At 35.0% G+C, this 22,097-nt stretch carries 18 protein-coding genes; 10 read left to right on the forward strand and 8 right to left on the reverse strand.

Features of this window, described 5'->3' with window-relative positions:
- The first annotated feature begins 616 nt into the window (after positions 1–616).
- The 4 genes from B9T31_RS11860 to B9T31_RS11875 all read left to right on the forward strand — a co-directional run bounded on the left by B9T31_RS11860 (position 617) and on the right by B9T31_RS11875 (position 7,538).
- Positions 617–2,449, forward strand: a complete 1,833-nt coding sequence (locus B9T31_RS11860) for a phosphoenolpyruvate carboxykinase (GTP) (RefSeq protein ID WP_086182159.1) — start codon at positions 617–619, stop codon at positions 2,447–2,449.
- 340 nt (positions 2,450–2,789) lie between these two features.
- Complete coding sequence (locus B9T31_RS11865; RefSeq protein ID WP_171264746.1) at positions 2,790–4,112, forward strand: MFS transporter; 1,323 nt, start codon at positions 2,790–2,792, stop codon at positions 4,110–4,112.
- 254 nt (positions 4,113–4,366) lie between these two features.
- Positions 4,367–5,686 carry an MFS transporter gene (locus B9T31_RS11870; RefSeq protein ID WP_086182160.1) on the forward strand — a complete coding sequence of 440 codons (1,320 nt, stop codon included), beginning with the start codon at positions 4,367–4,369 and terminating at the stop codon, positions 5,684–5,686.
- A 307-nt stretch (positions 5,687–5,993) separates the two neighbouring features.
- Entirely contained in the window at positions 5,994–7,538 is a 1,545-nt protein-coding gene (locus B9T31_RS11875) for a hypothetical protein (RefSeq protein ID WP_086182247.1), read from the forward strand.
- Positions 7,539–7,589: 51 nt separating this feature from the next.
- Here B9T31_RS11875 and B9T31_RS11880 read toward each other — a convergent pair whose 3' ends face one another.
- Positions 7,590–9,215: an inorganic phosphate transporter gene (locus tag B9T31_RS11880; RefSeq protein ID WP_086182161.1), complete on the reverse strand. Its 1,626-nt coding sequence runs from the start codon at positions 9,213–9,215 to the stop codon at positions 7,590–7,592.
- A 492-nt stretch (positions 9,216–9,707) separates the two neighbouring features.
- Positions 9,708–10,757, reverse strand: a complete 1,050-nt coding sequence (locus B9T31_RS11885; RefSeq protein ID WP_086182162.1) for a LacI family DNA-binding transcriptional regulator — start codon at positions 10,755–10,757, stop codon at positions 9,708–9,710.
- Positions 10,758–10,924: 167 nt separating this feature from the next.
- Here B9T31_RS11885 and B9T31_RS11890 point away from each other — a divergent pair, with 167 nt between their 5' ends.
- Genes B9T31_RS11890 through B9T31_RS11900 form a run of 3 tightly spaced genes read left to right on the forward strand, consistent with a single transcriptional unit; the run spans position 10,925 to position 14,415 of the window.
- Positions 10,925–11,815: a nitrilase family protein gene (locus B9T31_RS11890; RefSeq protein ID WP_086182163.1), complete on the forward strand. Its 891-nt coding sequence runs from the start codon at positions 10,925–10,927 to the stop codon at positions 11,813–11,815.
- A 16-nt stretch (positions 11,816–11,831) separates the two neighbouring features.
- Positions 11,832–13,007 carry a hypothetical protein gene (locus B9T31_RS11895; protein WP_228146030.1) on the forward strand — a complete coding sequence of 392 codons (1,176 nt, stop codon included), beginning with the start codon at positions 11,832–11,834 and terminating at the stop codon, positions 13,005–13,007.
- A 52-nt stretch (positions 13,008–13,059) separates the two neighbouring features.
- Complete coding sequence (locus tag B9T31_RS11900) at positions 13,060–14,415, forward strand: amidase (RefSeq protein ID WP_086182164.1); 1,356 nt, start codon at positions 13,060–13,062, stop codon at positions 14,413–14,415.
- Positions 14,416–14,613: 198 nt separating this feature from the next.
- Here the strand turns inward: B9T31_RS11900 and B9T31_RS11905 are convergent, their stop codons facing one another.
- Entirely contained in the window at positions 14,614–15,237 is a 624-nt protein-coding gene (locus tag B9T31_RS11905; RefSeq protein ID WP_086182249.1) for a LysE family translocator, read from the reverse strand.
- Positions 15,238–15,348: 111 nt separating this feature from the next.
- Positions 15,349–15,522, reverse strand: a complete 174-nt coding sequence (locus B9T31_RS17790; RefSeq protein WP_171264747.1) for an NF038215 family lipoprotein — start codon at positions 15,520–15,522, stop codon at positions 15,349–15,351.
- A gap of 134 nt (positions 15,523–15,656) precedes the next feature.
- Here B9T31_RS17790 and B9T31_RS11910 point away from each other — a divergent pair, with 134 nt between their 5' ends.
- Positions 15,657–16,562, forward strand: a complete 906-nt coding sequence (locus B9T31_RS11910) for a 1-aminocyclopropane-1-carboxylate deaminase/D-cysteine desulfhydrase (protein ID WP_416202537.1) — start codon at positions 15,657–15,659, stop codon at positions 16,560–16,562.
- 22 nt (positions 16,563–16,584) lie between these two features.
- Here the strand turns inward: B9T31_RS11910 and B9T31_RS11915 are convergent, their stop codons facing one another.
- The gene (locus B9T31_RS11915; RefSeq protein WP_086182165.1) at positions 16,585–16,914 is read right to left on the reverse strand and encodes a DUF4870 family protein; all 330 of its coding nucleotides are present in this window, start codon (positions 16,912–16,914) and stop codon (positions 16,585–16,587) included.
- Between the two features lie 379 nt (positions 16,915–17,293).
- On the opposite strand from B9T31_RS11915, the gene B9T31_RS11920 reads away from it, so the two are divergent.
- A complete protein-coding gene (locus B9T31_RS11920) occupies positions 17,294–18,493 on the forward strand; it encodes an NAD(P)/FAD-dependent oxidoreductase (RefSeq protein ID WP_086182166.1) in 1,200 nt (399 codons plus the stop codon).
- A 178-nt stretch (positions 18,494–18,671) separates the two neighbouring features.
- Here the strand turns inward: B9T31_RS11920 and B9T31_RS17795 are convergent, their stop codons facing one another.
- Together B9T31_RS17795 and B9T31_RS11925 are read right to left on the reverse strand one after the other, a co-directional pair.
- Entirely contained in the window at positions 18,672–18,827 is a 156-nt protein-coding gene (locus tag B9T31_RS17795; RefSeq protein ID WP_171264748.1) for a hypothetical protein, read from the reverse strand.
- Positions 18,828–18,898: 71 nt separating this feature from the next.
- Complete coding sequence (locus B9T31_RS11925) at positions 18,899–20,461, reverse strand: mechanosensitive ion channel (RefSeq protein ID WP_086182167.1); 1,563 nt, start codon at positions 20,459–20,461, stop codon at positions 18,899–18,901.
- A gap of 336 nt (positions 20,462–20,797) precedes the next feature.
- Here B9T31_RS11925 and B9T31_RS11930 point away from each other — a divergent pair, with 336 nt between their 5' ends.
- Entirely contained in the window at positions 20,798–21,220 is a 423-nt protein-coding gene (locus B9T31_RS11930; protein ID WP_086182168.1) for a hypothetical protein, read from the forward strand.
- A gap of 58 nt (positions 21,221–21,278) precedes the next feature.
- Here B9T31_RS11930 and B9T31_RS11935 read toward each other — a convergent pair whose 3' ends face one another.
- Complete coding sequence (locus B9T31_RS11935; RefSeq protein ID WP_086182169.1) at positions 21,279–22,040, reverse strand: ferredoxin--NADP reductase; 762 nt, start codon at positions 22,038–22,040, stop codon at positions 21,279–21,281.
- Positions 22,041–22,097: the final 57 nt, after the last annotated feature.

Raw genomic sequence — 22,097 nt, forward strand, 5'->3', positions numbered from 1 at the left:
ATAATGACTTAATTTTCCTTACGTCATTATCAATTCTTTTAGATGACACTTTTGTGGGGATGGAAAAAAATGCTTCAAGGGCTAATCGCATTTTTTTTTCATTTTTTATCTATTTTAGTTCTATTAAAAGCAATTTTCCGATAAATAGTTTACACTTTAAAAATAAAGATGCCTATAACCGATAAATTACTCCTCCAAATGTATATGTTGGGTTAATATTTATTTAAATATCTTTATCTATAAATCGTGATAAAGATAAACTGTGTGATATAAAAATTGAATGGGCTTTATTTGTTTTTCTAATGGAAGAATTATCACAATATCAATCAACTAAATATGTGTTTTATTTGATAATAATAAAAATAAATACCTAATATTTCCCAGATAAATAGAAAAACTCACACATTAATTAAATTTAACTATTTGATATATAGGTAAATATATTTATTAATTTCATTACTCCTATTTAAAACTGTTCATATTCTTTGGTCTTATTTTTTTCTGAAAATTATGCTTTAATACAGCCACTTTTTTTACATCATTAATCTGAGTTAATGCGAATCATTTACTTAGATTCAACTTTGTACATTTGTACATATTTGAGATAGGCCTCAACATGACCCAAGTGAACGCACCAGAATTCGTTCGCCACCCTAAGCTTATTGCTTGGGTGGAAGAAATTGCAAAACTAACGAAACCAGCGAGAATTGAGTGGTGTGACGGTAGCGAAGAAGAAAATCAGCGTTATATCGATTTGATGATTGCTAACGGCACTATGCAAGCGCTTAGCCAAGAAAAACATCCTGGTTCTTATCTTGCCAATTCTGATCCTTCCGACGTTGCTCGTGTTGAAGGTCGTACCTTTATCTGTTCTGAAAAACAAGAAGATGCTGGCGCAACAAATAACTGGGAAGCTCCAGCTGAAATGCGCGTTCGCTTAAACAGTTTATTTGATGGCTCAATGAAAGGTCGTACCTTATATGTTGTTCCATTTTCAATGGGACCACTAGGTTCTCATATTGCACACATTGGTATTGAATTAACTGATTCTCCATATGTTGCAGTCAGCATGCGCAAAATGGCTCGTATGGGTAAAGCTGTTTATGACGTTCTTGGTACTGATGGTGAGTTTGTACCTTGTGTGCATACTGTCGGTGCGCCATTAGAAGAAGGTCAAAAAGATGTTGCATGGCCTTGCAATGCTGAAAAATACATCGTTCACTATCCTGAAACTCGTGAAATTTGGTCATATGGTTCAGGTTATGGCGGTAATGCATTACTTGGTAAGAAATGTCTTGCTTTACGTATTGCATCAGCAATGGGTCGTGAACAAGGCTGGTTAGCTGAACACATGCTTATTTTAGGTGTGACTAACCCTCAAGGTGAAAAACACTACATCGCAGCTGCATTCCCTTCTGCATGTGGTAAAACTAACTTTGCAATGCTTATTCCACCAGTCGGTTACGAAGGTTGGAAAATTGAAACTGTTGGTGATGATATTGCTTGGATCAAACCTGGTGAAGATGGTCGCTTATATGCGATTAATCCAGAAGCTGGTTTCTTCGGTGTTGCACCGGGTACAAATACCAAAACAAACCCGAACTGTATGGCAACCTTACATAAAGATGTCATTTATACCAACGTTGCTGTAACAGACAACGGTGAAGTATGGTGGGAAGGTCTTTCTAAAGAAGCTCCTGCAAACCTAACAAACTGGAAAGGTCATCTACATACAGGTGAAGAAAAAGCAGCTCATCCAAATGCGCGCTTTACTGTTTCAGCAAGCCAATGTCCTTCTATTGATGCTGATTGGGAAAATCCAGCGGGTGTTCCAATTTCTGCCTTTATTTTTGGTGGTCGTCGCGCAGATACAGTGCCATTAGTTTCTGAAGCATTTGACTGGGTAGATGGTGTTTATAAAGCGGCAACCATGGGGTCAGAAACTACAGCTGCCGCTGTAGGACAACAAGGTATTGTTCGTCGTGACCCATTTGCAATGCTACCATTTGCAGGCTACAACATGGCAGATTACTTCGCTCACTGGTTAGAGCTTGGTGAACAAGTTGCTGTTAAAGCTGAAGCAGCAGGTAACAAACTGCCTGGCATCTACAATGTAAACTGGTTCCGTCGTGATGCTGCGGGCAACTTTGTATGGCCTGGTTTCGGCCAGAACATGCGTGTTCTTGAGTGGATCATTGATCGTTGTGAAGGTCGCGCTACTGCGGTAGACACACCAATTGGACGTGTTCCAACTTATGAACAACTCAATTGGACGGGTACAGATTTCTCTAAAGAACAGTTTGAGCTCATAACGTCTCAAGATAAAGATCAATGGATCAAAGAACTTGAAAGCCATACTGAGTTATTTGATCAGTTAGGTGATCGTTTACCTACAGCTTTAAAAGCACGTCAAAATGAACTTTTAGAAGCAGTAAAAACATCTGCTTAATTTAGTAAATTAATATAAAAAAGACCACAAATGTGGTCTTTTTTATATTTGGTTGAATTAAATATTTATTTAAGCGTTTAAATCAAAATTTCTTACAAAAACAACTAAAATATCAACCAAATTAACATAAATTAATATTTTCGATACATTTAATACAATATTTAAACTGATGAAAATACATATAACTTGTTAGGCTCCGCCATAATTTTAATATTTGTTTATGACTTTCTATAAATATTAATAATTAATAAATAAAATCAATTACTTATATTTAAATAAGAATTGTTATCCATCATTATCTCCTGTTTTTTATCAGTATATTTCATCCATGGAGGACAATATGACAAATGATGTCATGACTCAACCTGAGTCCACCCCTATTGATCGTAAAACACGTGTAAAATCTATTATTGGCGGTTCTGCGGGTAATCTTGTTGAATGGTATGATTGGTATGTCTATGCAGCATTTACCTTATATTTTGCACCTAAATTTTTTCCCGAAGGCGATAGTACTGTAAAACTTTTACAAGCTGCCGCAGTTTTTGCACTTGGTTTTCTTATGCGCCCGATAGGTGCATGGGTAATGGGTATATATGCAGATCGTAAAGGGCGAAAAGCTGGTTTATCGCTTTCAGTCTCTCTGATGTGTGTGGGATCGCTCATCATTGCTTGTACCCCAACTTATGAAGCAATAGGTATGTTTGCTCCTGCCATGCTTTTATTCGCTCGTCTACTTCAAGGTTTAAGTGTTGGTGGAGAATATGGCTCAAGTGCGACTTATTTAAGTGAAATGGCTGGTAAAAACCATCGTGGATTTTTCTCAAGCTTCCAATATGTGACCCTTATTTCTGGGCAATTACTTGCACTATGCACTTTGATTGTCTTACAACGTACAATGTCTGAACACGCATTAGGTGAATGGGGTTGGCGTATTCCATTCTTTATTGGTGCAGTACTTGCAGTCGTTGTCTTCTGGATTCGTCGTGGCTTAGTAGAAAGTGAATCATCCAAACTAGCACAAAAACAAGCAAAAGAAGGTGGACCTAAATCTGGTGCGATTGAATTATTTACCAAGCATCCTAAAGCGGCCTTCACCGTCATTATGCTGACAGCAGGTGGCACACTCGCATTCAATACATTCACAACCTATTTACAAAAATATTTAGTCAATACTTCAGGTTTTGAAAAAACAACTGCAACCGAGATTACCACTGCAGCAATTTTTATCTTTATGCTGATTCAACCCGCAATTGGCGCACTTTCAGATAAAATTGGCCGTAAACCCATTATGATTGCATTTGGGGTTTTAGGCGTTATATTCACGATTCCAATATTTAACCATATTGGTGCGACTAATAATGCGATGACTGCATTTATGCTTTGTATGAGCGGTATGATTATTGTCTCTGGTTACACAGCTATTAATGCTGTGGTTAAAGCAGAACTATTCCCTGCTCATATTCGTGCACTTGGTGTTGCATTACCTTACGCAATTGCAAATACGTTATTTGGTGGTACAGCAGAGCTTGTTGCTTTAAGCTTTAAAAATGCTGGACATGAAAGTTACTTTTTCTATTACATTACATTCATGATTGGTTTATCACTGATTACTTATATATTCATGAAAGACACCAAGAAAAACTCTTTAATCACGGATAATTAAATTCTCTCTTTTAAAAACCCATCCCTAGTGATGGGTTTTTAAACAACAATAACTTATTGTTTTAATGACATATTCTAAAATAAATAAAAAATATTAGACTAAAGTCTTATAAATCATCTATACGTACAAGAGTATAACGTGTCCATAAATTAACTCTCTCCCTCATTTCATTAAAATATATCTTTTTAGTTTTGCCATCTTAATGTCAAAATTTAAATGTATATATTTTTCCAACATTCTTTTGGAGAATTGTTGTGACAAATTCAACGCCTCAAGTTGCCCCTGAGCAATTTGATAGAAAAACTCGTTTCAAATCTATCCTCGGTGGATCTGCTGGTAACCTTGTTGAATGGTTTGACTGGTACGTATACGCGGCTTTTACCTTATATTTTGCTCATCAATTTTTCCCAGATGGTGATGATACCGTCAAGCTTTTACAAGCTGCAGCAGTTTTTGCACTCGGCTTTCTTATGCGTCCTATTGGTGCTTGGATTATGGGAATCTATGCCGATCGTAAAGGACGTAAAGCTGGGCTTTCACTTTCTGTCTCATTGATGTGTATTGGCTCATTAGCCATTGCTTTTGCACCGACCTACGACTCTGTAGGAATGCTTGCACCTGCAATTTTACTTTTTGCACGTTTAATACAAGGTTTAAGTGTTGGCGGTGAATACGGCTCTAGTGCAACCTACTTAACTGAAATGGCAGGAAAAAACCATCGTGGGTTCTTCTCAAGCTTTCAGTATGTAACGCTTATTTCTGGTCAGCTCCTTGCACTTTGTGTTCTTATTATTCTACAAAACGTTTTAACAGAAGAGCAGTTATATGCATGGGGATGGCGTATTCCATTCTTCATTGGAGCATTACTCGCAGTCGTTGTATTCTGGATTCGTCGTGGACTCGTTGAAACTCAATCTGCGAAAGAAGCACAAGAACAAGCTAAAAAAGGTGGTCCGAAATCAGGTGCGATCGAATTATTTACTAAGCATCCGAAAGCTGCCTTCACCGTCATTATGTTAACGGCTGGTGGTACCCTCGCATTTAATACCTTTACCACCTATTTACAAAAATACTTGGTTAATACTTCAGGATTTGAAAAAACAACAGCAACAGAAATTACCACGGCTGCTATTTTCATCTTCATGTTAATACAGCCAGCTGTAGGCGCACTTTCTGATAAAATTGGCCGTAAACCAATTATGATTACATTCGGAATCTTAGGGGTATTATTTACGATTCCAATTTTTAATGGTTTAGGCAATACAACAAGCCCTACCACTGCTTTCCTTCTATGTATGAGTGGTATGATGATTGTAACGGGATATACGGCAATTAATGCAGTTGTAAAAGCTGAATTATTCCCTGCTCACATTCGTGCACTTGGTGTTGCATTACCTTATGCAATTGCAAATACTTTATTTGGTGGAACAGCAGAACTCGTTGCACTGAGCTTTAAAAATGCAGGGCATGAAAATTATTTCTTCTACTACATTACATTCATGATCGGTTTATCACTGATTACTTATATATTCATGAAAGACACGAAGAAAAATAGTCTAATTACCGACAACTAAAATCAATTTTAATTTTCTGTCATTTGAGTATATAGATTTAACTTTGGTTAATTCTATATACTCGTTTTACTGTAAATAAGACCCATCCATTTTTATTTTATTTATTGAATATGCTTTGTCTTGTTTTTTAGGTTTAATAATTCAGTTTTTCGATCCATTTAAAAATATTACAAACAATATGAATTTTACAATTTAAAATCACGCTGCTTGTTACCATCTTGGTATTTATTGCCAACCCTTTATTAACTTTGCAATGATATTGTATACAATTGTATATTAATTACATTTGTAAATGAGCTATTTTGCAATGACATCATCTTTAGAAGGCTTACAGTTTCCACTGCATTCCAAAACCAATAAAGCAAGTACCTCTCATACAGGTAAAATAATTTTATCCAGTGCATTATCTACCATTGATAAAGAACTGAGTGTAGAAATACAACATGAGAAAAAATGGCGTAAACATTACCCTAAATACTTTAAAGCCTTAGTCAAACATGGTATTCAAAGTACACAAAATACTTTAGAAATTGCCAAGCTTGGCTTAGAAAAAGCGCATCAATCTTTTGATTTTTATCGTGATCAAAATAAATATAAACTCGCTGACGTGATGTCAATTCAAGCGGACACTTTAAATACCTTTAAATTTTCTGGTGAAAGTGATGATCCATCTGAATGGTATGTGCCTTATCACGGGAAAAAACTACAAGGTGCAGCACTTTTAACACAAATTCAAACTTGGCAAGATCAAGGGATCATAGAACTCAGCCATGCTGATGCCTTAAGAAAAGTAGTCGCCCACCCAGAATGGTTTGATTTATCTGATCGAACAATGGTGCTATTTGGCGCTGCTTCTGAAGCTGGTCCACTGACATGGTTATCTAAATGGAAGGCCAATATTGTTGCAGTAGATCTGCAAAATGAACATGTCTGGGACAAAATCTTAAATACCATTCAACAAGGCAATGCCACCTTATATGCACCGTCCTTTGAACAATTAGACTCTTCAACTGATATTTCAGTTTTAAAACATAAATTAGGTGCTAATTTACTGACCCAGATCCCAGAAATTACCCAATGGTTACTACAAAATCCAAATGACTTAGATCTTGCAGCTATTGCATATTTAGATGGTGAAAAGCATGTGCGTGTTGCTCTCGCAATGGATGCAATCATGCAACAGATCAGCCAACATAAAACCAATACCAGTTTAATGTTTATGTGTACACCTACCGATGTCTATGCAATTCCTAAAGAAGTCAGTGAAGCAACACATAAAAAATTCAAACAGCGTTCAACTTTGCATAAAGTCTTAACCAAAGGAATTTCAGCATTAAGTTTAAAGCATTTTTTCGACCCAAATGATGATGAACTGATTCAATCAGACAACCAACAACAATATGGTATTGCAGACTGTCTCGTCGTTGAACAAGGTCCAAACTATGCTCTTGCCAAGCGCCTACAACAATGGCGTGCAACTTTGGCACGTACTGAAGGTCAGGTGGTCAGTATTAACATTGCGCCATCAACAACCACACATTCTGTGGTCAAAAACCCACTTTTAAAGGCTGCATTTAATGGTGCAACTTTATTTGATGTTGAAGCATTTAAACCAGAAACAACCAATGCTTTAATGGCAGCATTATGGATTCACGATTTACAAAATACTAAATCTGTTGCTCATCCAAATACCCCTTTAAATCACCCATTAGAGCTGATGATGAGTGGTGCCAACCATGGTGGACTTTGGCGGGTTGCCTATTTAGCGCGTACAGCTTTACCATTCGCTGCCCTATATGGTTTTGCAAATGAAAAGTTACCCTTTATTAAATTATTGTCTACGAAAAAATAAACCCTGAAATAAAAAACGCTGCAATTGCAGCGTTTTTTATTTATTGAACCATTAAAATACTTTAAGTAACAACCAATACAATGTTCCTGACAAACAGATGGTTACAGGTAAAGTGAAAATCCAAGCTGAAAGAATTGTCTTCACCATTTGGAAGTTTAAACCAGATTTATTAGCAACCATTGTCCCAGCAACAGCTGAGTTTAAAACGTGTGTGGTCGAAACAGGCATCCCAAAACCATCTGCTGCGGCAATCGTTGACATTGCAACAAGTTCTGCTGACATTCCTTGACCATATGTCATATGCTGTTTTCCGATACGCTCACCAACAGTTACGACAATGCGTTTCCAACCAACCATTGTTCCCAAGCCCAATGCCAACGCAGTTGCAACTTTCACCCACGTCGGAATATATTGTAAAAATGAATCTAAGCTATTGCGGTAATCTTTAACAATTTTTGCATCGGCCGATGACATTACAGGCAGTTGCTCTGCTTTATCTAATCGTTTAAAAGCAGTTACACTCAAATACATATCGTTACGCAAGCTAGAAACCTCTTGCTCAGGCACATTTTTCAGGTCGCCATATTGACCAATTTTTTCCCCAACATGTTGGGTCAAACTTGCCAAAGCTGGAACAACTTCTGGTGTAATTTCTTTTGTTTGAACATATTTAGTAATTACAGTACGTGCTGCTTCATCAGAAATTCCATCCTGTTTGACATGTATAATCTTTGCTGTTTGAGCAGATAGTTTCTCAAATGATTGTAAATGTTGCTGATCTAAGTTTTTATTCAATGAATATGCCAGTGGAACAATACCAATCAAAATCAGCATGATTAATCCCATACCTTTTTGACCATCATTTGAACCATGAGCAAAACTTACGCCAGTGCATGTAAAAATAAGAATTGCACGAATTAATGGTGGTGGTGGTTTATTCCCTTCAGGTGGCTGAAACAACTCCATCTGCTTCTTAAAAACTTTTTTCACTAACAGAAATAAGATTGCTGCAAAGGCAAAACCAATTAATGGAGAAAATAAAAGTGCCTTACCGACCTTAATGACTTGCTCTACGTCTGCACCAGAAGCACCAAGATCTGAGTGTAAAATATAATTCATTATACCTACACCTAAAATTGAGCCAATTAAAGTGTGTGAACTAGAGGCAGGAATTCCAAAAAACCACGTTCCTAAATTCCACAAGATCGCAGCGATTAACATGGCAAAAACCATGGCAAAACCTGCACCATCCCCCGTACCTACGCCCATAATAAGCTCGACAGGTAACAAGGCAATAATGCCATATGCCACCGCACCACTTGCAACCATCACACCAAGAAAGTTACAAAAACCTGCCCACATTACTGCAACAGGCGCAGATAGTGCATTGGTATAAATAACAGTCGCAACAGCATTTGCAGTATCATGGAAACCGTTGACAAACTCAAAGCCAAGTGCAATGAATAATGCGGTACCTAATAAAATTAAAGAATATAAACTTAATGCAGGTACATGGGCTAAATCACTCGAAAGTTGAAAACCAATATAAATAAGTGTTGAAATAATAAGTGTTAAAAACACGGGAACAAAAAATTTCGGCGTTGGTACATGAACATTCGTCGATTTCGTTTTTGACGACTGATGTATTGAATCAACTGGATTTTGATTAGGATTCATGCAAGCAAAAAAAGAGGATAAAGAATCCCCTTATTGTTCAATTTAATTATGACAATTATATGACAATTACTGACATAATAAAGCACTTCATACTGCATAAACTCAGATGAAAGTACGTTTAAAGTCAAAATATTATAAAAAATTAATATTTTTCAATTATCTATTTTTAAATCTCAATATCATTCCTTAGTTTCATTTTTGTAATAAATAAAATCTTTTGATTAAAAATAGCACGATTTTTTATTCATTATTATTGTGCAATTAAATTATGACAGTTGAATGAACAAATTATGACATTTCTTGATGTTATTGCTTTAAATTTCACAATCACCTGTTGGGTTACTTTTTTAAAAGTATATCCTTAGATTTACATATGATGATACTGACCAATCTGTGTAATCCCCCTAACTTAGATTTTTAAGGTCTAAGTTGAGGGTATGTCTGCTACATAATTTAATGCTTCTACCGCCCTATTTAAAATAGGAGAGCTGATTAAGAATGATGCTGATAATCTAATGAACTTTCTCTACACATAATTGTAGGCTTCATTTTTAATGATTCAGCCTCGCTACCATTCATAATTTTTAATAATAGTTCAAATGCATTAAAGCCCATCGCATACATCGGGGAGTTAATACTCGATAAAGGAATTGGTAGTTGTTTAGCTAAGGAAATATCATTAAATCCAATAATAGAAATATCTTTACCTGACAATAGATTGAGTTTTTTTACAGCTCCCATAAGCCCAATTGCAATAAAATCATTCACTGCAAATACTGCGCTTGGAGCATTTTCTTGCGAAAGTAGTTGTAATCCTGCGTGATAGCCTGAATCAACATCAAAACCACTATGAATTATATTTTTTTCTAATAATTGAACTCCATGTTCGAAGCAATAATCTTTAAAGCCTTTAGCTCGAAGATACCCTGTACTGGCAAATGGCTCCCCTGCGAGTATTCCTATACATTGATGCTTACCAGAAGATAAAAAATGTTCTGCAGCTAATCGCCCACCTAAATAATCATCACAAGTTACAGAAGGAAATCCATCAACGCCTCGACTTACCAATACAAACGGAATATCTCGTTGTGTTAAAAAATCAAAAAATTCTGTTGTTTCTGCATTATTTAAATGTGCATCCGCAATGATTAAACCATCGACTCTACGAGATAGCGCCATTTCACCTAACTTTCGTTGATTTTTAGGTACATCGTTTGTATTTGAAACAAAAGTCACATAATTATGCTTCGTTGCTGCCGCATCAATTCCTTCATAAATGGTGGCCAAAACCAAATCTGACAATTTAGGCACTAAAACTCCAACCACCTGACTTTTTTGTGATTTCAAACTTTTGGCAAGCGTATTCGGGGTGTAATTTAAAGACTGTGCTAACTCTCGAATTTTTTTTATTGTTTCTGGAGATGCTGCTGTTTCAGCATCATGAACTCCCCCATTAAGCACTCTAGAAACGGTAGAAACATGTAAACCTAACTGTTCAGAAAGAAATTTTAAGGTCACATTTTTAGTGTTAGATCTAGCCATTCTCTATCATGTTTTTAAAGTCAATCCTTATTGTAACGTTTAAGGATTGAAAAAAATACTTGATTTTTATTTTAGATATGTTTTTATAACCCTAACGTTTGGGTTGATTAAAAAACACAAACCCAAACGTTAGGGTTGTTTAATTTAATTCACCTAGGAAATATATCATGGAAGGAAATCCAATTAGTCCAGTTAAAGTTGCGGTTATACAGTTTGATCCTCAAGTTGGTATGGAAAATAGAGATCGGAACTTACGCCATGGTTTAGATCTTGCGCTGCAAGCGGTAGAACAAGGTGCAAACTTAATTGTGATGCCTGAACTTGCGAATACAGGTTATTTATTTACGAGCCGAAAAGAAGCTTTTGATCATGCAGAAAACGTTCCAAATGGTCCAAGTGTGCAAATTTGGCAAGATTTTGCACAAAAGCATTCAATTTATCTCGTTGCTGGTGTTGCAGAAAAAGAAGGTGATAAGCTTTATGACTCATCTGTTTTAATTGGGCCAGAAGATTTTATTGGAAAATACCGTAAAGCTCACTTATGGAATCTAGAAAAACTTTGGTTTACTCCAGGTGATCATGGTTTTCCAGTATTTGATACGCCAATTGGCAGAATTGGCATGATGATTTGTTGGGATGTTTGGTTCCCAGAAGTGCCACGAATTTTAGCGCAGCAAGGCGCAGATATTATCTGTAGTGTGAATAACTGGGTTTGGACACCACCTCCGTTATTTGATGAAAGTGGTAAATGTATGGCGTCATACTTAACCATTACAGCATCTCATGTAAATAATGTTTATATTGCTGCGGCAAACCGAGTTGGTATTGACCGTGGTGAAAAATTCCTAGGTTGCTCTTTAATTACGGGAACAAATGGTTGGCCAATTTCAGGTATTGCAGATTCTGAAAGCGAAACTATTTTATATGCTGACATTGATCTTATGGCTGCACGTGGGGCTCCAATCTGGAATAAACATAATGACTTAATCCGTGATCGTAGAACCGATGTATATGATGAAATATTAGGATATAAAGATCATCCTGTATTCCCTCGTTAATTTGAGGGAATATAAAATGGCTAAAAGTAAGCGTTTATTTGCAAACATTTTATCAGCAACATTTCTGGTTTTGATTGTTTCTTATAGTTCACATTTAGCTTCATCTTATTCATTAAACTTAAGAATATTGGATGATGGACTTCCCCAATATTCTTCATTTATGTCATGGATGAACTGGATTATAGGAGATATTAGTGAAGCACAATTTTATAAAAATGATCTCGCCTCTTTAGGCTTATTGCTCGGCGCTTTTTTTGCTTATGTTCTATATAGAAAAAAGCAAAAACTACAAGGCTTTGCAATTAGTTATGGAACTGGTTTATTTCTATGGATTCTGCTTAGCTCTAGCTTGGGATTAATTTTAAGTAATCTATTGTGGAGTTGGACAATTGCCTCTACTCAGCAATGGCAACCAACTTTTGTAACGTTTGTTTCATTACCTGCAGCAACGGTTTTAATGTATGGAAAAGGATATCGAGTTGCATTCATTGGTGCAATTTCGGGCGCCCTTCTCATCACGCCATTGGCATTACTCTTCGTCAATTATATATGTAGACCACTGGATTTACCAAATATTATTGGAAATGTAAGTGCCATGGCGATTGGTAGTTTAATTGCCTTTAGACTTTTTTACGCATTTCCATCAATGATGGGGAAACAAGAACAAGTTGAAGAGTCTCACTCCGAGACAACTGTGATCAATGAAATAGATTCAACTCTTCCAAAACATGGTCCATTTTGGGTCATGAGAAGAATGATTGCAGATTTTTCTGAATCTCAATTTTTTGCAAATGAATGGGCAGGTTTAGGCTTTATCGCTGGTGTGCTACTCGCAATTTATATTAATCCTTTAAGTATTAGTTATGGAAGCGATTTAATTGTAGCCATTCTTATTAGCCAAATCCTATCAGCTGCAATTGCAGTTGTAACATGGCAGTCGCAATGGGAAAAATATGGTTGGTATCCAACTTACATTCCTATTTCTTCAGTTGCCCCTGTTGCTGTTCTTGTTTTTAACGGTAGTCAGATTTCAATTGTTGGAGGTGCAATCATCGGTGCAATCATCGCTCCACCATTGGCTCATTGGATTTCAACTAGATTACCAAACTACCAGCATCCTTATATTGGCAATGTAATTTCAATGGCAATTGTCTCTTTAATCGCCATTACTGTTATTCGCTTTTTCAATTAATACGATGAATAGCATTAAGTCTGCTGTCTCCTAACATCTACAGAGTAAGAATATGCAAGATTGCCCTATACAAGGTTATTTTTCTAAATTAAGTATCGCAGATACTGCTCATTTACTACATTCAAGAAAAATATCGGTTCGAGAATTAATACAAAATACATTGGATTCGATTTCTCAGCTCGATCGTAATCTTAATGCTTTCTGCCATGTAGATGTTCAGCATGCCTTAGCACAAGCACAGGAAATTGATGCACTTTTTGAACAAAATATTATTCTAAGTCCATTACAAGGAATACCTGTTGCAATCAAAGATAATATTGACACTGCAAATTTGATAACTTCAATGGGATCAAATTTTTATAAAGACTTTATTCCAAAGAATGATGCTGATTGCGTTCAAGTTTTAAAATCTTTAGGTACAATTATTATTGGAAAGACAAATACAAATGAATTTGCCTATGGACCTACTGGAGATTGCTCAGCGCATGGTGCAACGTTAAATCCTTGGAATTTAGAAAAAATATCGGGAGGTTCGAGTTGTGGAAGTGCTGTTGCAGTTGCAACGGGTATGGTTCCACTTGCATTGGGAACAGATACTGGAGGCTCTATTCGTATTCCCGCTTCTCTCAATGGAATATTTGGATTTAAACCCAGTTATGGAAAGCTTTCATTACAGGGTGTTTTTCCGTTATCTGAATCCTTAGATCATTTAGGTATATTAACTAAAGATATTCATGATTTACAGCTTGTATGGAATTTATTTCAGCAAAAATCTTTGACTCATTCAGACCATATTGAGACATCATCTGAATTTAATATTGCTTGGTTGCCCAATAGTGAAATCACATCTTCTTATGATTTAAATATTTATCGTGACATCAAAAATTTTATTTCTGCGAAATTTAACCCGAATCTACAGATAATTCATCCTTTAAATGAGTTATTTTCAGATATTCAACAATGCTTTAATCACATTCAAAGTAGTGAAGCTTATGCGATCCATGCTGAACATGTTGAACACACTCCTGATTTATTTCAAAAAGAAGTGCTTGAGCGACTGTTAGCATCAAAAAAAATTGCGGGTTGGCAATACCTGTTGGCTAAAAAGAAACAAATCGAATGTATCAATCAATTTAAAACCCTTTGCCAAGAGGTTGATTTTATTTTGATGCCAACGCTTCCAATTTCAGCTCCAAACCTCTATGAGAGAAGCATTCATTTAAATAATCATCAGATCAATGTTAAAGAAGCCTTACTTAGCCTCACGTCACCATGGAATGTACTCAGATTTCCTGTTTGCAGTGTTCCTTTACTCAATAGAAATGGTCTTCCAATTGGCTTACAAGTCATTGCTGTCAATCAATCTGAACAAGCACTATTACAATTCATTCAGGAAAATTTTAATTAAAAAACTACATCTGTTGATGCTTAGGCATAAAATTAATCAAAAAAACTGGTCTATGCCAGTTTTTTTAAACTTTACTCTTTTATGATCAATGTATTAAATAACTTTAAACTTTAATACGACGTCATTGATTTTTTGAAATTTAATGAATTGATTTAAGCTTAGTATTCATCGCAAAGATTTTCGCTTAATGAATAAAATTTATTTCATTCCAAAAATTAACTTCAAACCTAATATGGTCATCACAGTTCCAGCAGCACGATCAAATTTAGCTTTAGATTTTAAATATGCTTGGCGTGGTTTTTCTGCCGATAACGCAACAGCGACTAAAGAACACCAACCTGCATCAATAAAAAAGCATAAAATCGGTAAAACAAAATAGTAATATGTTGGAAACTCTTGAGGTAATAGCGCAGTAAAAATACTTGCCAAAACAATTGCAATTTTAGGATTAGATAATTGCGTAATTAATCCAGTCATAAACGCACGACGTAAGGTCATTTGTTGAATTCGTGATTCATCTGTATCTATAGGTTCTTTCGCATGTTTAATAATTTTATAAGCGAGCCAAAGTAAATATAAACCACCGCAAATTTTCAAAATAAAATAAGCTGAGGGCACTGCCAATAAGAATGCTTGTAAACCTAAAACAGCCAGTAGACCAAAAAAAGCAGCTCCAAAACCAGTACCTAACGCCGTAAATAGCCCATGCTTACGCGAAATCGCAATTGAGTTTTTTGCCACATAAATAGAAGTTGGACCTGGGCTCATTGCACCGAGCATTAAAGCAAATGCAATTGAACCTAAAATCAAAAGTGATTCCACAATAATCATCTCAATAATGAAACAAAATAATTACGAGATTTTACTCAATTTATCAAAAAAAATCTCGATAGAGATAACATTATTTTATTTCCACAATCATGCTTTATCTCTTTATTTTTCAACTTGCTTTGTTGTTAGCAATTGATAATCTTGATCAAATGCAGGTACGCCACCAATAATCATCGTTCTTTGATCTGTTTTAGGCTTATTAAAATTCTCTGTCGAATCACAGGCAACTAATCCACTCATGAGTAGTATTATCAATATGAAGGGCACTTTTTCCATGTTGCTTTCCTTCTTTTTGTATTAGCTTAAATTTAGAATAGCATTATTGTTCAAATAATCAACAATCGTTTTACCTGACATTTTTCCTTTGTTATCATCCTAAAAAATTATCACCTGTATGTAGGATAAGTCCCTTGTCCCAATATCCTATTCATCATGAAACACAACATAACTTTAAATGTATTGAACAAGCTATTCCCTATCAAACAATTCAATATAAAAATATCGCAATTACCATTAAGCGATTAGATCAAGTTCATCCTGCAATTTCTGGAAATAAATTCTTCAAACTGAAATATAATTTTATTCACGCAAAATCTTTAGGGTATCAAGGCGTTATAACATTTGGTGGTGCCTATTCCAACCATATTGCTGCAACAGCATTTGCAGCAAAAGTATTTGATTTTAAAAGTGTTGGTATTATTCGTGGTGAAGAACTTCAACATAAGCCTCTCAACTCAACTTTAAGCTTTGCTCAACAGCAAGAGATGTCTTTTCTGTTTGTATCTCGACAACAGTATCAACTCAAACAAACGCTAGAGTTTTTGGAAAAATTAAAAAAAGATTATCCTGAATATTATCTTATTCCTGAAGGTGGAACCAATCGTTTTGCTATTTTAGGCTGCCAAGAAATATTAAATACGTCTGATCTTCAAAATTATCAAACCATTGCTTGTGCAGTTGGTACTGGTGGTACACTTGCTGGAATAATTGAATCCTGTACAGAAAAACAAAAAATTTGGGGATTCTCTGCGCTCAAAGGTCACTTTCTTCACCATGAAATTCAACAATATACAACCAAAAAAAATTGGCAAATCACAGATCAGTATTGCTGTGGTGGTTATGCAAAAATCACATCAGAACTTATTGATTTTATTCGCTATTTTGAAAAAACTTATGGCATACCGCTTGAACAAATTTATACAGGAAAAATGTTTATGGGCATTTTTGATTTAATTGATCAAGGAAAGTTAAACAATCAATCTAAAATTCTAGCGATTCATAGTGGTGGTTTACAAGGAAGAAGTCCCCAAATTTAAGAGCTTTCTCCTAAAAAATAATTTATTTCATACCAATGGGTTGATTATCATTCAGTGCATTAATGCCAACAACTAAACGATAAATTTGCCAGACCATAACCAAGAAAATAACTAAATAACCAATGAAGACAACGGCAAGAAGGAATCCAACAATATAACCGACAAGGCACCACCAAAATGTTTTGATTTGCCAGTCAACATGACTTTCTAACCATGTTCCACGCATTTCATTACGCTTGACATAGTTCATAATAATGGCAATTAAGCCCGTGATACCGACAAGAAATCCAACTAGATACAATATATAGGTAATTAAATTATATTTTTTAAGTTTTTCTTCATCTGAACCCATTAGATCCCCCATTAATTATTGAATAATATTATTGCTTTCTTTAACACTATAATTTTTATATTCGCGAATTACAAACCTATATCGCGCTTCTTTTACATTCAATAATAAATAAATTTTCAAACGTTGAATGCCTTCACCCAGACACGCAAAACACATTGTTTTTTCTACTTGAGTGGGGTATGAAATCATTCATACACGCTGTTCATTTTAAATTTTAGTTTATATAGAAAACTTATCGTAAAAGCCTGATTTTTGCATACTATAAAATATAATACTTTGGTTTTACAGTACGAAATTGATTCTACGGCACTAAAAGTAATTCCAACATTTAGTTTAAAATTGGCTATAATTGCTCGCTTTCAACCTTGGAAGCACGCGCATGTCTTTAAATCAATATGATGTTTTAATTATTGGTGCTGGTGCTTCTGGCTTAATGGCGGCATATATGGCAGCACAACGTGGTCGTCGCGTGGTTGTTGTTGAAAAAGCCAATAAAGTTGGAAAAAAAATTCTCATGTCTGGTGGTGGAAAATGTAATTTTACCAACCTCTATGTTGAGCCGGAAAATTTCATTTCCCACAATCCTCATTTTGTTATTTCTGCTCTGAGTCGTTATAGCAACTGGGATTTCATTGGTTTAGTGGCTGATCATGGTATTCAATATGAAGAACGCAAACATGGGCAATTATTCACATTAAATGGCTCAAAAGACATCTTAACAATGTTACTGAATGAATGTGAAAAAACAGGTTTAGTTGAGATTAAAACCAATTGTGATGTTAAAGCAGTGACTTCTATTAATGATTGTAACTTTCAAGTCGCAACCAATATTGGATATTTTCAAGCAGAATCTGTGGTTATTGCATCTGGAGGCTTATCCATTCCAACACTAGGTGGTTCTGCAATTGGCTATGAAATTGCAAAACAGTTTGGACATCATGTTTTCCCTACCCGTGCTGGTCTTGTGCCATTTACCTTCACAGACAGCTTTAAAGAGATTACCCATCGTTTAAGTGGTAATGCCATAGACGTAACACTATCAAATGACTTAAATTCATTCACTGAAGCACTTTTATTTACACACCGTGGCTTAAGTGGCCCAAGTGCATTACAGCTTTCAAACTATTGGCATGTAGGACAAAGCTTTCAAATTAATTTTTTCCCACAAATTGACTTAAATGAATATTTAAAATCAAAAAAAACAGCACAACCCAAAGTATTCATTCGAACACTATTCAATGAGTTTTTACCTAAAAGTATTGTTTTAGAATTACAAAATCTAATCTGGCCAGATATTGCGGAGATTGCCATCGGTCATATTAGTGATGAAAGATTATTGACACTTTCCCAACAATTGCATGAGTTTAGTGTTAAGCCTTCCGGTACAGAAGGTTATAGAACAGCAGAAGTTACTTTAGGTGGCGTAGATACCACAGAAGTTTCATCTAAAACAATGGAAAGTAAAAAACAAAAAGGTTTATTTTTTATTGGCGAAATTCTAGATGTTACAGGACATTTAGGTGGATTCAACTTTCAATGGGCATGGTCATCTGCCCATGCCACCGCTCAATATGTTTAATCAATGATGAGCACTATAATTTTGAGATGATTTTTAATTTACACAAAATCATCTCATGATCATCATCTTCATTACCGTAACATTAAATGTTGATTCTCCATTACAATGGACTCATCAAAGATGATGTACTTAATGCTACTCAATCTACTTCTTTAAATTTCAATAGTCTTAACAATTGTTATTCTTTCTCCTCCTCTAATAAGGGTGATATTTCAACTGGTTGTTCTTCATTGGGCTTACGAAATACAAATTTATAAGCACTAACTAAAAAACCAACAGTTACGCCTGCAATAATAAAAGGTGTAAGTATTCTACTTGATGTCTTTTTCTTCATATTAACCTCTGCTTTCTCATAGAGCTTATGAAAATAAGACCAACCTAAAAATCAATTGATCTTCATCTTGTCTATTGTTCTTTTGCCTCGTCATCATTCGGTTGCTTTTGTGAAGTTTCCGCATTTGAATCATTGTTCTGAGCAACTGTAGTCTGTAGTTTAGATGCTTCTTTTTTTGCATTATCAATCAAATCAATGAGTATTTGCTCTGCTGGCTTGCGTCCACCTAAACCAAATGCAAGAGCAAAAGCAACTGCGACTGAACCTAGTGTTAGACCAAATGCCAAATTTACAATGGAATCTGCAATACCCATTGCTTTTAATCCCATCGCAATGACGAGACCTATAATTAAAATACGTACAATATTGCTTAACCAGCGTGAACAATTATTTTCACCACGTTGAATTGTATTTGCCACAACATTTGCAAACCAAAAGCCAACCGCTAAAATGACAGCACCCAGTAATACATTTGCACCAAATTGGATAAATATTGCAATAAGATCACTTACTTGATTGAGTTCCAATCGATTCGCAGCTTCAGAAACAGCAAACAACATCGTAAAAAATACAATTAAGCAGCCAATAATTTGAGAAACTTTATGGTTGCCTATAAAACGTTGTACATCTATTTTTTCAGGGATTTCATCAATTCCTGAACCTGCAATGATATCCACAATTAAATTAGAAACAAATTTTGCGACGACATAAGCAATAATTAGAATTAAAAGTGCTGCAATAATATGAGGTATTGCATTCATAATTTCATATAGCATAGCTGTAGCAGGTTGCGAAATTGTAGAAATTCCTAATGCTTCAAATGCAATAATAAAAGCAGTAATGAGAATAACGGCAAAAATAAAAGAGCCGATAAATTGAGCAATATTAAGATTTTTTAAAATACCTAATTTTTCAGTATGTTGTTGAATATTCAAGCTATTGATTAAGCCTTGTAAAATTCCACGAACAATTTTAGCAAGAATATATCCAATGAAAATAATAACAGCAGCAATAAAAATATTAGGTAAATAGGAAACGATTTCATTCACCATATTTTGGACTGGAAATAAAAGACCATTCAACCCCAATATTGAAAGAACAATAGGTAAAAATAACAATAAGATAAGCCAATAAACAATATCACTAATACTTTGACTAATTGGACTAACTCCAATTTCTGTACTTAACTTTTCATCTAATGTCGTTTGATCCAGTAGTTTCTTCGCACCCACTTTAATTAAATTTGCTAAAATCCAACCAATAAAACCAATTGCTATTGCAGCAAGTAACTTTGGAACGAATAATAAAAACTGTTGAATCATATTGCTAAATGGACCACTAATGCTGGTTAAGTTCAGAACATTGAGCGCACCAATAACAGCAATAATTAAAATAATCCAAAATATAATTTTAGCGATAATTTTTTCAATATTAGAAGAATGACCTGTCGCATGAGAAAGCTTACGATTTGTTTCACATTTTTCTAAGATTCGCTTCACGCCTGAAGCAATCAGCAGTGCAATAATCCAACCAATGAATAAAATTGCAACTGCACTAATTATGGGATAAAACTGCTCCCAGTAATAGATCAAACTCAGTTGATTCAAATCTGTTCTAGCTAAATTATCATTCATATATATACCCCTATTTTTATACACATTCTTTTGGTATAGCCTGTTATTACAGTGTTTTAATCCATCTTTTTAAGCCTATTTAAAAAAAATAGATCGTATTTTTATGACATAATGTATAAATACAATAAACACGATTAATCACATCATTGATATAACAATATTGAAACGTATTGCTATTTTTATACTGTATTTATTTTAATAATTTGTATTACTTTTAAGTTTTCACTTCTCATATATACATGAAATTATGAATTCATGCTTCACATTTATTAAATTTTAAAGCATATGCATAAATTTGAGCTATAATCATGCACCCTTTTTAATATATGAAGTTTTATGGCGTATCGTCAACAAAGTGTATCGCTTGATCTTGACACTGACGTCACACATCAATGTTCATTACACTATACCCGTGATCAACATTTGATTGGTATTATTGAGTTTTCAAAACCAAGCTATGTACTTAAATGGGGTGATTTAGAATATTTTCGTCGTCGTACAGATGAATTTTCTGTCATGCCATTTCCAGAATGTATCAATGCAATGATCATTGATATTCGTAATATTTCTGCGTTTATAGATGCTGAAGTTCCGATTATTCCATGGCGCTTGCTCGAAGAAGAATGCCCTATTCGTTTAATTGTGCCACAGGAGCGTTTAGACCATTATGCAGGTTTTTTTGAACCTACTTGGCTATCGACCGACTTAGATACTGCGATTTTAGAAATAAGAGAATTTATGGATATGTTTGTTCATTAATTTTTAAATATAAAAACTCCGTCTTGGAGTTTTTATATACATCTATTTTTCTTTTATTTTACCAGTAATTTTCTACCGCAATATTTCCCTCACCCCGTCGATTCATTGTTAAACCACGTGCTTTTAACGCTTCCTTGGTATCTTCGACCATTTCTGGATTACCGCAAAGCATAATATGGCTTGTAGCAGGGTTGAATGTCGAACCAACTGCTTTTTCTAATTCACCGTTGGAAATCAATTTCGGTAACCGATCATGCAAAGCTGCATGTGGATCTCGTGTAATAATTGCAATGAACTTAAACCCCTCATGACCTTCGCCAAAAGTTGTAGCAATCTCCTGAATACGATCTACATAGGCTAATTCTGATTGTGTACGCACACTATAGACTAAAAATATTTTTTGGTAATTTTGCCATGTGTCAAAATCTTGTAGCATTGATAAAAAAGGGGCTAACCCTGTTCCTGTACCCAATAACCATAAATCTTGAGGTAATGGCAATTGATAACGTGCTAAAGTAAGATAGCCATAAGGAACTTTCTCGAGATAAATCTCATCGCCTTCTTTAAGATGCTGTAAATTTGAAGTGAAGGCGCCATGTGGAACTACAATTGAAAAGAACTCTAAGATTTCATCATAAGGTGAAGATACAACTGAATATGCTCGCGCCACCAATTCATCATTTACTTTAATGCCAATTCTTGCAAATTGACCCGCAGAAAACTTAAAGTGAGCTGGTCGCGTCATCGTAAAACTAAATAAGGTATCCGTCCAACGATGTACAGATAAAACTTTTTCTAAACTAAATTTTTCAATTGACATGATTTCAACGTGGCATGAAAGACTGCGCTCATGTTAGCATGGCAACATAATTTATGA

Source organism: Acinetobacter sp. ANC 4558 (genome assembly GCF_002135375.1).
GTDB lineage: Bacteria > Pseudomonadota > Gammaproteobacteria > Pseudomonadales > Moraxellaceae > Acinetobacter.